This is a genomic window from Anaeroplasma sp. (assembly GCF_034179385.1).
In the GTDB taxonomy this organism is placed as follows: domain Bacteria; phylum Bacillota_I; class Bacilli_A; order Acholeplasmatales; family Anaeroplasmataceae; genus Anaeroplasma.
The window spans coordinates 1-14,475 of the sequence record NZ_JAXFPY010000063.1 but is presented as its reverse complement, the minus strand read 5'-3'; the positions used below and the strand labels follow the sequence as shown (position 1 = coordinate 14,475).

General features: G+C 34.2%; 15 protein-coding genes. All 15 read left to right on the top strand.

The genetic code is table 11. The features are described 5' to 3' along the window. Positions 1-457 precede the first annotated feature (457 nt). A complete protein-coding gene (locus tag SPJ17_RS04005; RefSeq protein ID WP_321092938.1) occupies positions 458-631 on the top strand; it encodes a hypothetical protein in 174 nt (57 codons plus the stop codon). Between the two features lie 127 nt (positions 632-758). Continuing rightward, entirely contained in the window at positions 759-1,640 is an 882-nt protein-coding gene (thyA, locus tag SPJ17_RS04000) for a thymidylate synthase (RefSeq protein ID WP_321092937.1), read from the top strand. Beyond that, entirely contained in the window at positions 1,640-2,122 is a 483-nt protein-coding gene (locus SPJ17_RS03995) for a dihydrofolate reductase (protein WP_321092936.1), read from the top strand. The genes thyA and SPJ17_RS03995 overlap by 1 nt, the downstream gene beginning before the upstream one ends. Positions 2,123-2,124: 2 nt before the next feature. Next, entirely contained in the window at positions 2,125-2,928 is an 804-nt protein-coding gene (locus SPJ17_RS03990; protein ID WP_321092934.1) for a lysophospholipid acyltransferase family protein, read from the top strand. Then, on the top strand, positions 2,915-3,115 hold the full coding sequence (locus SPJ17_RS03985; RefSeq protein WP_321092933.1) for a hypothetical protein: 201 nt from the start codon (positions 2,915-2,917) through the stop codon (positions 3,113-3,115). The genes SPJ17_RS03990 and SPJ17_RS03985 overlap by 14 nt, the downstream gene beginning before the upstream one ends. Position 3,116: 1 nt before the next feature. Then, positions 3,117-3,680, top strand: coding sequence for a hypothetical protein (locus SPJ17_RS03980; protein ID WP_321092932.1), 564 nt, complete (start codon positions 3,117-3,119; stop codon positions 3,678-3,680). A 43-nt stretch (positions 3,681-3,723) separates the two neighbouring features. Continuing rightward, positions 3,724-6,042: an endonuclease MutS2 gene (locus SPJ17_RS03975; protein ID WP_321092931.1), complete on the top strand. Its 2,319-nt coding sequence runs from the start codon at positions 3,724-3,726 to the stop codon at positions 6,040-6,042. A gap of 6 nt (positions 6,043-6,048) precedes the next feature. After that, entirely contained in the window at positions 6,049-6,666 is a 618-nt protein-coding gene (locus tag SPJ17_RS03970; protein ID WP_321092930.1) for a thiamine diphosphokinase, read from the top strand. Then, positions 6,653-7,984: an MATE family efflux transporter gene (locus SPJ17_RS03965; protein WP_321092929.1), complete on the top strand. Its 1,332-nt coding sequence runs from the start codon at positions 6,653-6,655 to the stop codon at positions 7,982-7,984. Before SPJ17_RS03970 ends, SPJ17_RS03965 begins: the two co-directional genes overlap by 14 nt. Further along, positions 7,923-8,792, top strand: a complete 870-nt coding sequence (truB, locus tag SPJ17_RS03960) for a tRNA pseudouridine(55) synthase TruB (RefSeq protein WP_321092928.1) — start codon at positions 7,923-7,925, stop codon at positions 8,790-8,792. Before SPJ17_RS03965 ends, truB begins: the two co-directional genes overlap by 62 nt. After that, on the top strand, positions 8,792-9,694 hold the full coding sequence (locus SPJ17_RS03955; RefSeq protein ID WP_321092927.1) for a bifunctional riboflavin kinase/FAD synthetase: 903 nt from the start codon (positions 8,792-8,794) through the stop codon (positions 9,692-9,694). Before truB ends, SPJ17_RS03955 begins: the two co-directional genes overlap by 1 nt. A gap of 119 nt (positions 9,695-9,813) precedes the next feature. Next, a complete protein-coding gene (gene rpsO / locus SPJ17_RS03950; protein WP_321092926.1) occupies positions 9,814-10,083 on the top strand; it encodes a 30S ribosomal protein S15 in 270 nt (89 codons plus the stop codon). A gap of 227 nt (positions 10,084-10,310) precedes the next feature. Beyond that, positions 10,311-10,796 carry an NAD(P)H-dependent oxidoreductase subunit E gene (locus SPJ17_RS03945; protein ID WP_321092925.1) on the top strand — a complete coding sequence of 162 codons (486 nt, stop codon included), beginning with the start codon at positions 10,311-10,313 and terminating at the stop codon, positions 10,794-10,796. After that, entirely contained in the window at positions 10,796-12,679 is a 1,884-nt protein-coding gene (locus SPJ17_RS03940) for an NADH-ubiquinone oxidoreductase-F iron-sulfur binding region domain-containing protein (RefSeq protein WP_321092924.1), read from the top strand. The genes SPJ17_RS03945 and SPJ17_RS03940 overlap by 1 nt, the downstream gene beginning before the upstream one ends. 16 nt (positions 12,680-12,695) lie before the next feature. Then, positions 12,696-14,471: an NADH-dependent [FeFe] hydrogenase, group A6 gene (locus SPJ17_RS03935; protein WP_321092923.1), complete on the top strand. Its 1,776-nt coding sequence runs from the start codon at positions 12,696-12,698 to the stop codon at positions 14,469-14,471. Positions 14,472-14,475: the final 4 nt, after the last annotated feature.

Here is a 14,475-nt window from a genome sequence, read left to right as displayed (position 1 = left end):
GTAGCGTGTGTGATATTCATACTATAGAATATCTATTACGTAGAGGTGTGAACACACCAAAGCGACTTCAAGTTCTTTGAAGCACTTAAAAAAGGAGCCTAAGCTCCTTAAGGGGAAATTTATTTACCCCTTTGTTCTAATTGACAAACTATATATGTGTATATATAATAACACTATAATTTATTGCAAATAATAAATGGAGGAGTGAATTTAAAATGAGAGCACATGGAATATAGGATAAAATTGGCGGTATATTATTCATTATTGGTGATATAGTCCTAGTCTTTATTGGGATTTTTAGTAATTGTAATAAAGCTGTATATATCATCGGAGGTATTGGTGGAGTCGTTGGAGGTATCATCTGTATTGGACTTGCTAATACATTGCTTAACGATCAGGAAGATTAGCGGAAGCAGAAATAAAAATTGAGGCTTTAGAGTCTAAAAATGAGGACCTAATGAAAAAACTAGTAAAAGACGATGTTTTAAAAGCTAAGAGATTTACAAAATATATCGAAACAAAATCAGATGATATAGAAAAACAATTCGTTTCCTGTCCACACTGTGGATTTAAGAATCCAAATGGTGCTTTAGAATGCAGCAGCTGCTATAAGCCTATAGAAAATAAATAAATAAAATCCATCTTCCTTGAATGTTTCTCAAGGAAGATTTTTTTCATCTTTTAACTATGTTAAAAAGTAGGAGTCTTTTCTTTAAATTTGAAAAAAAATAGTATATAATGGATGATAGGTGATTATTATGAAACAATATTTAGATTTATGCAAGAAAATTTTAGAAGAAGGAACCTATAAGGATGATCGTACTGGTACTGGTACATATTCTATTTTTGGTTATCAGGCAAGATATGATTTATCCAAGGGATTCCCACTAGTAACGACAAAAAAGGTTTTTTTAAGAGGGATTATTCACGAGCTTTTATGGTTTATTTGCGGAGATACAAATATTAAATATTTAGTTGATAATGATGTTCATATTTGGGATGATTGGGCGTATAAGGCATATAAGGAATCGAGCGTCTTTGAAGGAGAGGATATTAAAGCCTTTGCGGCAAGAATTAAATCCTTAGATAAGGATGATCCATTTGTTAAGAAATGGGGAGAGCTTGGCCCAGTTTATGGCAGACAGTGGAGAAACTTCAATGAAGAGGGAGTTGACCAGCTTGAAAATTTAATTAACCAACTCAAGACAAATCCAAATTCGAGAAGATTAATCATTTCTGCATGGAATCCATGCGAGGTAGATAAGATGGCACTTCCACCTTGTCATTCCTTCATGCAATTTTATGTAATTAATGGTAAATTGTCCTGTCAGCTATATCAAAGAAGTGCTGATGTTTTCTTAGGAGTACCATTTAATATTGCATCCTATTCCTTATTCACCATGATGATTGCACAGGTTTGTGGGCTTGAGGCTGGTGAATTCATTCATACTATGGGTGATGCACATATTTACACAAATCATGTAGAGCAAATTAAGCTCCAGCTATCTAGAGAGCCTAAGAAGCTTCCTTTAATGAAAATAAATCCTAATGTTAAATCTATTTACGATTTTAAAATAGATGATTTTACATTAGAGGGCTATCTGCCTTGGCCAAGAATTAAAGGCGAGGTGGCTGTATAATGATTAATATGATTTGGGCTATGGATAAGAATAATCTTATTGGAGATGGCAATAGGATTCCATGGCATATTAAAGAGGATTTAATCTATTATAAGAATAAAACCAAAGGACAAGTAGTCCTTATGGGCGATGCAACCTATTTTTCTTTGAAAAGCTATTATAAGACGAAGCCTTTACCTTATGGTAAATGCTATATAGCAACGATAGATAAGAATTTGAAAATAGAAAATCCTCTAGAGGATATTGAAATCATTTATGATTTAGATTCCTTCTTAAAAAATTTTTCAGGCGATTTATGGGTATGTGGTGGAGCAACCATTTATAAGCTTGCGCTTCCCTATGCCAATCGCTTATATATCTCCTTTATTAAAGGCGATTTTAAAGGAGATAAATATTTCCCAACCATTGATTACGACAAGTATAATAAGATTTGGGAAAATGAAACCGATAGTGTTATATACACAGTATTTGAGAGGCGTTAATTATGTTGTTTTTAATGATGCTTACCATAGTATGGATAGGAGTATCTTTAGGTTTAACCATCTTAACCCATATGTATGAATGGTGGATAGCGCTTTGGGTAGTATCTGGTTTATTATCCGGGATTATCTTTGATATCTTATTTGTATTCATCTTCATTGAAATTGGTTCAAGAACGACACCAAAATCCAAATTTAAAGTATTTGTTCTTAAAAGTGCACTCGAGCTTGTGTTTTGGTACAACCATACAAAGGTAACCTGTGAAGGAGTAGAAAATGTTCCATACAATACTCCCTTTGTTATGTATTGCAATCATAAATCTATGCTAGATCCTGCAGCAATCTATGTAAAGATTAATCGTATTGTAAGTGCGATTGGCAAAAAGAGCCTATGGGGCTTTTGGCCAATGAATCGTATTTGTGAATGTTTTGGTGCACTACCTATGGATAGAGATAATGATAGACAGGCTGTAAAGGATATGCTTGTTGCCATTAAGGCAGTAAAAGAGGGTATGCCCATGATTATATTCCCTGAGGGTGGAATTAAGAATCGTGATGTAGAAGAGATGGTAAATTTAAGAGCTGGTGCCTATAAGCTTGCCATGAAGGCTGAAGCTCCAATCATTCCTGTTGCGATTATGGGTTCTTCTGAAATTGCAAAGAAGAAAAGATTTGAGAAGAAGCATATTCATATCATTTTCCATAAGCCGATAACTAAGGAAGAATATAAGGATAAGAATACAACTGAGGTTGGTACCTATGTAGAGGAATTAATCAACGAGGATATACGTAAGTATGAGGAACGTTAATTTTTTAGTTTTCGCTTGCTTAGGATTCGTTTTCATCATGCTTGGTAGCTTCTTAATCCTTTATGGTGTACTTAGGAATAATGATTTAGCTATTTATATTAGCTTAGGAATAATCATAGGTGCAGTCATATATTATATTATTTTAGGTATTATATTTGTTGCTACATACCTTAAAAAGAGGAGGTAGTATGTTTCTATCAGAAATTCCCGCTTTACATGTTTTAATTATTTATATTACAGTTTTAGTGCTCCATGTACTAGCTTTAATCTTTTTTATAATTAAAGGAATACTTGTAAAGCGTAAAAAGAAAATGTTTCAAGCTATCGAAGGTTTATTAAATGAATATGTTAAGGAAGATCCTCTATATGCAAAGCTTGATAGAGTGAATATGCCAGAATATGATTATATCCTTACGACAAGAGAGCTTAAGCTTTATATTATGGTAATACCAAATTTCACTTGTGGTGAAATTTGTATTAATTCCCCTACAAAGTGGCAGTTTAGAAGAACATATAAGGACGATATAGTGCGTTTCGTTCCAAGAGTGGATAAGCTTATGCGATTTGATCCACCATATGAGGCAGGCCTTAGATCAAAAAGATTATATATCATCTATCCAAATTCAAAATCCTTATTAAGATATATTAATGAATGTGAAATGGAATTTGTAAGACCCGAAACCGATTTGAATGGAACATCTGTTGTAACCTATCAAGAATTACTTGAGCATAGGGACTCAATTGAATTATAAAATATAGGGAATTCCTATATTTTTTTACTGAATGGTGATTTTTATGTATGATTATAAAACTTTAGAATATAAAAAGGTTTTAGAAAGGCTTTCTAGCTTTTTAAAAACCAATTACGCAAAAGAATTAATAGAGGATTCTTTAGAATCCTTTGATTTTGAAACTGTAAAAAGGCTTCAAGAGGAAACGAAGGAGGCCTATTTAGCGATTGTTAGACTATCGGATATTCCACTTGGTGGATTATATGAAATGAAGAATGCGCTAAAAAGATGTAAGGCAGGCTCTATCTTAAATGAAGAGGAGCTACTTAATGTTGTTGGATTACTCGATTGTAGTACAAATGTAATCAAATATTTTAAAAGCTTAGAGGCAATTAAGGTATCAACTCCAAATATTAAAAAATATGCGGATAATTTAATTATGCCAACTGCCCTAAAGACCAATATTACTCTTGCTATATCGAGTGATGGTAGAATCAATGATAATGCATCAAGAGAATTATTTATGGTAAGAAGAAGCCTTATTTCTTTAGAGAATAGATTAAGAAGCAAATTAAATGAATTATTAACGACTAAGGCATCTATGCTAACAGAGCCTTTAATTGTACAAAGAGATTCTAGAATGTGTCTTCCTGTTAAAATAGAATATAAGAATACATTCAAGGGTGTTGTTCATGATATATCAAGCTCAAATACAACAGCATATATTGAGCCTGAATCTACACTTGAAACGGCAAATCAAATTGATTCTTATACTCTAGAAGAAAAGAAGCAATGTCAAATTATATTAAAGAATTTAAGCTTACTTGTTCAAGCGGAAGCAGATAATTTATTATCGAATTTAGAAAATTTAACTAAGCTTGATATCATCTATGGTAAGGCTTTAATGGGTAAGGAATTAGGCTATAATAGTCCAAAAATAGAGGATAGACAGTATTTCAATTTGAAAAGATGTAAGCATCCTCTATTAGATTCAAGTAAGGCTGTACCTATTGATTGTGAGCTTGGAAATAAATATAGTGTCATCATCATAACAGGACCAAACACAGGCGGTAAGACCGTTGCCTTAAAAACTGTGGGATTATTACATTTAATGGTCTATAATGGAATGATGGTACCTACAAGTGAGGATTCTATCTTTGGTGCATTTGAAGATATTTTGGCGGATATTGGAGATGAGCAGTCCATTGAGCAATCCTTATCTACTTTCTCAAGCCATATGAAAAAGATTGTTGATATTTTATCTAGAATTACCTTTAATTCACTCGTTTTACTCGATGAGCTTGGAAGCGGTACGGACCCTAAGGAGGGCTCAAGCTTGGCGATTGCGATTATTGAGCATTTAAAGAGGAGTGGTGCTAGAGTCATTTGTACAACGCACTATAGTGAGCTTAAAAGCTATGCCTATAAAAATGAGGGCATATCGAATGCGAGTGTTGAATTCAATACAGAAACACTTCTTCCAACCTATAGGCTTTTGCTGGGGGTACCAGGTAAATCCAATGCGATTGAAATCGCATCTAAGCTTGGCTTAGAAAAAAGTATTATTGATGATGCGAAGAATGAATTATCCTTATCGAGTAGTGAATCGAGTGAGCTCATTGGTAATTTGGAAGAGGAAATGACCTCCTTAAGAAATCAGGAAAAGGATTTAGAGGAAAAAATAAAAAGCTATGAGTCAATGATCAATCATTTAAAGCAAGAGAAGCTTGATTTAGTAAAGAAGACGGATAAGATTATTCATGATGCGAAGGAAGAGGCCAAAAAGATTATTGAAGAGGCTAAGGCGGAATCTATAAAGCTCATTGAAGAAATTAAGAATATGAGTGATGAAAACTTTAAGGAGCATGAATTCATCGCATTAAAGACAAAGGCAAAGAATTTATCCATTAAAGAGGATCAAGAGGAAATATTTAATGAGGAATTACATGAAGGAGACTACGTTTATGTAAAGCCTTATGAAAAATATGGAACCATATCTTCTATTAAAAAGGATAAATATTATGTAAATTTAGGTCAATTCGCTATCGAATTTAAGAAGAATGAATTGTCCTTAGCAGCAAAACCAGAGCCTAAGAAGAAAAAAGAGGTAAGGCTATCTGGATATAATCCTGCATCTCACGCTACTCTATCCTTAGATTTAAGAGGAAAAAGAGTAGAGGAGGTAAAGGAATTAATGGATTCCTATTTAGATCAATGTGCTTTAGGTAACCTAAAGCAGGTATCCATTATTCATGGATTTGGTACAGGTGCTGTAAGAAAGGCAGTACAGGAATATTTAAAGACCTCACCATATGTAAAAAGCTATCGCTATGGTGGAGAGGGTGAGGGCTTAAATGGTGTTACTATAGTTTATTTAAAGTAGGTAAATATGAAGGCGTGTTTAATTTTATGGGATATTGAAAAAATAAATAAAGAGGATATCAAAGATTCCTTTATTGTCGGAGTGGATTTAGGAAGCTACAATGCAATATCTCATGGAATTATACCAGATATTGCTATTGGAGATTTTGATAGCTGTAAGAAAGAAGAATATGATGCAATAATAAAGAATTCGAAAAAAATCATTCAATTAAATCCAATGAAAGATAAAACAGACACAGAAGAGGCAATTTTACTCGTAAAGGATTATCATGAAATTTTAATTTTAGGTGGAATTAAGGGCAAAAGAATTGAGCATTTTTATGCGAATTTAATGCTATTATTCAAATATCCTAAGGTAAAAATGAAAGATGAAAATTCTTTAATTGAAATAAAACGGGAAAGCTTTATTCCAAATAAGAATTACAAATATATTTCCTTATTCCCTATAGAGGATAGTGCAATTCTATCCCTTACGGGTATGAAATATAATTTATGGAACTATACATTAAAAAGAAATGAGCCAACCTTAGGTATTTCGAATGAATGTATGAATAATCCTTATGTTGAAATAAAATCTGGTGGTCTTTTGGTAATATCTTCTATGGAGGATCATGAAAACCTTTAGACAATATTTAATTCCATCGATTATTGCTCAGGTATTTATGTCTTGCTATGCGATTATTGATGGAATATTTATTGGATATAAAATGAATGATTTAGGTCTTGCAGCCATTAATCTTGCATGGCCGATTACAGCCTTTATCCAAGGGGTTGGATTTGCCCTTGGAATTAGCGCAGGAATTTATATTTCAAGAATAAGGGGCTTAGGCGAAAAGATGAAGATTAAAAAGCTTAAAACCTCTATTTTACTTATTTTACTTATTGCATCTATAGTGCTTGGATTCTTGTTCTTTTTCTTAAAAAGACCAATATTAATCCTATTTCAAGCCAAAAATGAAACATTAGATGCTGCAGATAAATATATAACCATTATTTTATTTGGTTCTATATTTCAGCTTCTTGGGTGTGCACTAGGCCCAATTATTAAAAATGATGGCTATGTAAAATCATCTATGTGCGCATCGCTTTTGGCAACCTTAGTGAATTTTATATTGGATTATTTTTTCATTGTAAGGTTTGAGTTTGGGCTAGAGGGAGCTGCCGTTGCCTCCGTCATTGGCCAAGGGGTTGCCTTCCTTATTTGCTTAATACCATATGTAAAACAAATGAAGGGAATCTATCTGGATAAGGAATTCTTTAGGGAAATCTTCTTAGGTGCTATGGCCCCCTTTATCTTAAATTATTCTTATTCCATCATTATAATTTTAACGAATGCTTTAGCGGAAAATTATAGTGGAGATGAGGCTGTTGCAGCCTATACGGTATTATCCTATATGCTATATGTTATCAATGCACTCGCACAGGGGACCTCAGATGCGATCCAGCCTTTATTTTCTTATAATTCGATTCAAAAGAATTATAAGCTTAATCGTAAATATTTATATAAATGCTTTATTATAAGCTTCATTTTAGTATCTATATTTAGCTTAGCCTTCTTTTTATTGAGAGATCCAATTGCAAGGCTTTATGGATTATCGCCATTGGCCTGTGATATCTTTAATTTCGCTTGTATTTTCTATATTTTTGGTTTTATTATCATTAGCTTTAGTAAGGTTATATGCTCCTATTTATATTCTATAAACAAAAAGCTATTAGCGAATATATTAGTTTTAGCTGAGCCAATCTTACTAACGCCAATCGCTTATTTTATCTTTGTAAATTGCATGGGACTACTTGGACTTTGGATTTCATTCTTAGTCATTCAAGCGTTACTTGGAATTATGGCATTTTACTTTTATTATGTATCTGGGAGGGAAGAAAATGGATGGATTTTTGGTCGTAGACAAAGAAAAATCGATGACCAGTCAAACGGTTTGTCTTAAGCTAAAAGCTAAGCTAAACGCCAAAAAATGCGGTCATAACGGAACCCTAGACCCCAATGCGACTGGAGTAATGGTTGTTGCCCTCAATCAGGCAACAAAGCTATTAAAATTTATTCATGAGCATGATAAGGAATATATCGCAACGATTTTATTTGGTCTATCTACAACTACTCTAGATATGGACGGGGAAATTATAGATAGAATGGATATGAAACCAACGGTAGATGAAATAAATAGTGGAATCTTAGAATTAAAGAAAAGAATTACTCAAAAGCCTCCACTTACTAGTGCTGTAAAGGTAGATGGTATGAAATTATACGAATACCAAAGAAAGGGTATGGATGTGGATATTCCAGAAAGAGAAGTTATCCTAAAGGATTATGAAATTCTATCGGATTTAAGATTTGTAGATGGTTTTTATGAAATAGATATTAAATTATCTGTATCTAAGGGCTATTTTATAAGAAGCTTCGCAAGAGATTTAGGTTTATTATTAAATGGAGTTGCGATAGTTAAAGAATTAAGAAGAATAAGAAGTGGAGATTATGTAATTGAGGATGCTCATAAGATAAAAGAAATAGACGAAGCAAGCATTATTCCTATTTTTGATTTCTTTAAGTTCCCTAAGGTCTATATTAAGGATTATTTAATTCCATTAGTAAAAAATGGAATAACCTTAGATGATAGACAAACCAATCTTCATGAGCCCTTTTATGTAGATTCGAAGGATGGTATATTAGCTATTTATGAAGAGGTAGATCGTAATAAATATAAGCCAGTATTAATATTCAAGCAGGAGGATAAATAATGGAAGTTATATATATTAAAGATAATAATATAAGTCCAATCAAAGAACCTCTTTGTTGTGCAATAGGTAATTTTGATGGAGTGCATCTAGGTCATAGAATGCTAATAGAGGAAGCAAAAAAGCATAATATGGCTAGTGCCGTTTTAACATTCTATCCGCATCCACAGGTATTCCTAAAGAAAATAAAGAATTATCCACTATTAACTCCTATGGATAGGAAAAAGGATATTATAAAATCTTTAGGCGTTGATTATTTCATTGTTTTTGAATTTAATGATATCGTTTTAAAATATGATAAGAATGAATTTATAAATATATTAAAAGGATTAAATATTAAATCCATTGTATGTGGATATGATTTTACCTTCGGGTATAAGGCGGAAGGAAAATTAAGTGATTTAAGGGATTCTTTTACCGTTTATGAAATTGAAAAATATGTACTCGATGACAAAAGAGTTTCCTCAAGCTATATTAAAGAATTATTAAGCTTTGGTAATATAGAGGATGCATCTCGTTTTTTAGGTCAGAATTATGCGATTAAAGGTTCTGTTGAATATGGATCTAGGAAGGGGAGAAAGATAGGATTCCCTACTGCGAATTTATGTTATGATGGATACTTCCTACCTAAAAATGGAGTATATTTTGTTTCTATAGATTATAAGGGTAAAGAGTATTATGGCATGTGTAATATAGGGCATAATCCAACCTTCAATTTTCAAAAGGATATAAGAGTAGAGGTTCATATTTTTGGACTTGATTTTAATATTTATAATGAAGAAATAGAAATTCAATTTTTATCACATATAAGAGACGAAATTGAATTTGATTCTGTAGATTCTCTTAAAAATCAGCTCATAGAGGATAAGAATAAGTGCTTAAGATTAGTTTCTTTAAGAAAATAGTATTTTTTTCTTGCAATGGATGCTAATTTTAGATATAATTATTTCGTGCGTGTGCCAGGTGCGGGGATCTCCGTCCCACTCTTAGCATATCGTGAATACTATAACAGGAGGAAAATATAATGGCTTTAACTAAGGAAGTAAAGGCAAAATTAGTTGCTGAATATGGCAAGAATGCCAAGGACACTGGTTCTACAGAGGTTCAGGTTGCTATTCTTACTTATGAAATTAATGAATTAAATGAGCATTTCCAAACTCATATTCATGATTTCTCTTCTAAGCGTGGTCTTATGAAGAAGATCGGTCAGAGAAAGGCTTTATTAGCTTATCTTAAGGACAATGATCTTAAGGCATATGAGGAATTAATTAAGAAGTTAGGATTACGTCGATAATCTAAAGCACTCAATGGAGTGCTTTTTCTTTTATAATATTATAAAAGAAGTATACAGAAAAAATGGTTATGTATAAAATTGGCTAAAATCACGAAAAAACTAAAGAAATTCATAAAAAAGAGATGTATTTTCGTAATTTAACCCTTTGTAAACTATATATTATTTGTTATAATACAATAGAATACGAACGAGCAAAGAAGTATTTATATATTTTTAGGGGGTATAATATGGGTCGTTTAAGTATGGTTGCTCAAAAGCAAATATGTGAAATTATCGATCGTTACAAAGACGAAGAGACTCCATTAATGCTAATTTTGAGTGACATCCAGAAGGAATATGGATATATTCCTCTTGAGGTACAAGAGCTTGTTTCTGATAAGACTGGAATTCCTGTTGCAGAAATTTATGGCGTTGTAACCTTCTATTCATATTTCTCTTTAGAGCCAAAGGGAAAGTATGTTATTGGTGTTTGTTTAGGTACAGCATGTTATGTTAAGGGCTCTCAAATGGTTATTGATAAGTTCTCTGAGCTATTAAAGATCAATCCAGGCCAGACTACAGAGGATGGTTTATTTACACTAGATGCATTACGTTGCATTGGTGCATGTGGTATTGCCCCTGCAGTTACTATTAATGGTAAGGTTTACTCTAAGGTTAGTGTAAACGAGGTTGCAGGAATTATTGAATCTTACAGACAGGAGGCTGCTAAATAATGATTAAGAGCTTTGAAGAATTTGATGAGAAATCATTAAAGTGCGTAGATTGTGTTTCTAAGAAGTTTAGTGGAGAGGATGGCAAGCGTCATCTACTTGTTTGTGGTGGTACAGGCTGTTTATCTTCTAATTCTAATGAGATTTTAGAGACATTAAATGCACTAATTGTTGAGCATCATTTAGAGGATAAGGTTGATGCAAACAAGGTTGGTTGTTTCGGCTTCTGTTCCCAGGGACCTTTCGTTAAGGTATTACCTGAGGATACTTTATACCGTATGGTTAAGGTAGAGGATGCAAAGGATATAATCGAGAAAGATATCATCGGTGGTGAAATTGTTGAAAGATTATTATATGTAGATCCACAAACAAAGGAAAAGATCACTAAGCAGGATGATATTACATTCTATAAAAAGCAAGTACGTATCGCATTACATGGATGTGGTACTATAAATCCAGAAAAAATTGAAGAAACTTTAGGCGTTGGCTCCTTCAAGGGCTTAGAGCGTGCTTTAAAGATGAAGCAAGAAGACGTTATTAAGGAAGTATTAGATTCTGGACTTAGAGGTAGAGGTGGCGGAGGCTTCCCTACTGGTAGAAAATGGCAATTCGCATTCGCACAGCAGAATGATGAAAAGTATGTTGTATGTAATGGTGATGAGGGAGATCCAGGTGCATTCATGGATAGATCCATTCTTGAAGGTAACCCAATTGCAGTTATCGAAGGTATGATGATTGCAGGTTACGCTATTGGTGCAAAGAATGGTTATTTCTATGTACGTGCAGAATATCCTATTGCCGTTGAAAGATTAAAGATAGCAATCAAGCAGGCTGAGGAATTAGGCTTACTTGGTGATCATATTATGGGAACAGATTTCTCATTTAGATGTCATTTAAGACTTGGTGCTGGTGCATTCGTTTGTGGTGAGGAAACCGCATTATTAAATTCTATTGAAGGTCAGCGTGGTATGCCACGTCCTCGTCCACCATTCCCTGCAGTTAAGGGTTTATGGGGCAAGCCAACAATTATTAACAACGTAGAAACTTTAGCTACAGTTCCTTATATTTTAAGAGAGGGTGCTGCTAAGTTTGCACAATATGGTACTGAAAAGAGTAAGGGTACTAAGGTATTCGCTTTAGGTGGTAAGGTTAATAATGTAGGCTTAGTTGAGGTTCCTATGGGAACTACTCTTCGTGAATTAATTTACGATATCGGTGGTGGAATCCCTAATGGAAAAGAGTTCAAGGCTATTCAGACAGGTGGTCCATCTGGTGGATGCTTAACTGCAGCTGAACTTGATGCAGCAATTGATTATGATAACTTAATCGCAAGAGGCTCTATGATGGGTTCTGGTGGAGCTATCGTAATGGATGAAGATAACTGTATGGTTGACGTTGCAAAATTCTATATGGAATTTATTTGTGATGAGTCCTGTGGTAAGTGTTCTCCATGCCGTATTGGTACTAAGAGAATGCTTGAAATCCTTACAAGAATTACTGAAGGTAAGGGTACAATGCAGGATTTAGATGATCTTGAGGAATTAGCACAGGCAGTAAAGGCAAATTCACTATGTGGTTTAGGTCAGACAAGTGCGAACCCAATTGTATCTACAATGTCAAAATTTAGAGAAGAATATTTGGCTCATATCGTTGATAAGAAGTGCCCTGCTCATGTTTGTAAGAATTTAATGCAGTATGTAATTGATAAGGATAAGTGCGTAGGCTGTGGTATTTGTGCTAGAAACTGTCCTGTAGATGCAATTACAAAAACCGATTACATTGCTCCTAAGCATAAGCTTGCTTCAATGGAAATCGATCCAAATAAGTGTGTGAAGTGCGGATTGTGTATGTCTCAGTGTAGACCAAATGCAATCTCAAAACAATAATGGGGGTAGAAGGACAATGGCTTTAATTAATATTAAAATTGAAGGCAAGCCTTATCAGGTTGAGCAAGGCTTAACTATTTTAGAGGCTGCTAGATTATGTGGTTATGAAATTCCTACCCTTTGTAATTTCAATAAGGATCAATGCTCTTTAGCATCTTGCCGTGTATGTCTTGTTGAGGCTACAGGTGCAAGAGGCTTAGTTGCAGCTTGTGTATACCCAGTTTCTGAGGGTATGGAAATTAAGATTTCCTCTCCTAAGGCAACAAAGGCTAGAAGAATTTCTGTTGAATTAATTTTATCCAACCATTCCTTCCACTGCCAGCAGTGTGATAAGAACGGACATTGTGAGTTATTACATGTAGCTCAGATGGTTGGTGCAAGAGAGGGTAAGTTCTTTGGTGAAAAGAGCCAAACCTATGTGGATGATTTAAGCTCATCTATTGTACGTGATACATCTAAGTGTATCCTATGTGGTAGATGTGTTAAGAGATGTGTTGAGGCTCATGGTACAGGTATTTTAGGCTTCGAAAAGAGAGGCTTTAAGACATTTGTATCTCCAGCTGGAAATAGAAGCTTTAATGAATCTCCATGCTTACTATGTGGACAGTGTGTTAACGTATGTCCTACTGGTGCATTAATGGAAAAGAGCGAAATCTCTAAGGTTGATGAGGCTATGCAGTCTGGTAAGTTTGTTGTTGTACAGACAGCTCCTGCAGTTCGTGCTGCCTTAGGTGAAGAATTCGGTCTTCCAGTTGGTACACCTGTAACAGGTAAGATGGTTGCAGCCTTACATCGTTTAGGCTTTGACCGTGTATATGATACAAACTTCGGTGCTGACTTAACGATTATGGAGGAAGCTTCAGAATTACTTGGAAGAATCAAGAATGGTGGAGTTCTACCTATGATTACATCTTGTTCTCCAGGTTGGGTAAATTATGCTGAATATTTCTATCCAGAGGTATTAGATAACCTATCTAGCTGTAAGTCCCCTCACCAGATGCAGGGTGCAATTATTAAGTCTTACTTCGCAAAGGAGAAGGGCTTAGATCCAAAGGATATCTTTACGGTATCTATCATGCCATGTACAGCTAAGAAGCATGAAAAGGATAGACCAGAAATGGAAGTTGAAGGCTTAAGAGATGTTGATTGCGTATTAACAACTAGAGAGCTTGCAAAATTAATTAAGAGAAGTGGTATTAACTTCAATAAGCTACCAGATGAGGAATTTGACCAGGATATTATGGGTGATTATACTGGTGCAGGTGTAATCTTCGGTGTTACTGGTGGTGTTATGGAGGCTGCACTTCGTACAGCTTACAAGGTATTATCTGGTAAGGAAAGACAGCCAATCGAATTTAATGAGGTTCGTGGCTTAGAAGGTATTAAGGAAGCTGAAATCGACCTTGGTGCAGCTAAGATTAAGGTAGCTGTAGCTTCAGGTATGAAGAATGCTAAGGTATTACTTGACCAGATTAAGGCAGGTACAAGCCCATATACATTCATTGAGATCATGTGCTGTCCTGGTGGATGTATCAATGGTGGTGGTCAGCCATACATTAAGCCTATGTTAATGCCAAATGAAGATATTGACATTTATGAGACTTATAGAACTAAGAGAGCAAATGCAATATATTCAGAGGATGAAAGACAGGTAGTACGTCAATCTCATAATAACCCTCAGATTAAGGAATTATATGAGAAGTTCTTAGGCGAACCAAATTCTCATCTTGCTCATGAGTTATTACATACTCATTACAACAAAAATAGAGAAAAATTCCCAGAAAAGAAGTAATATA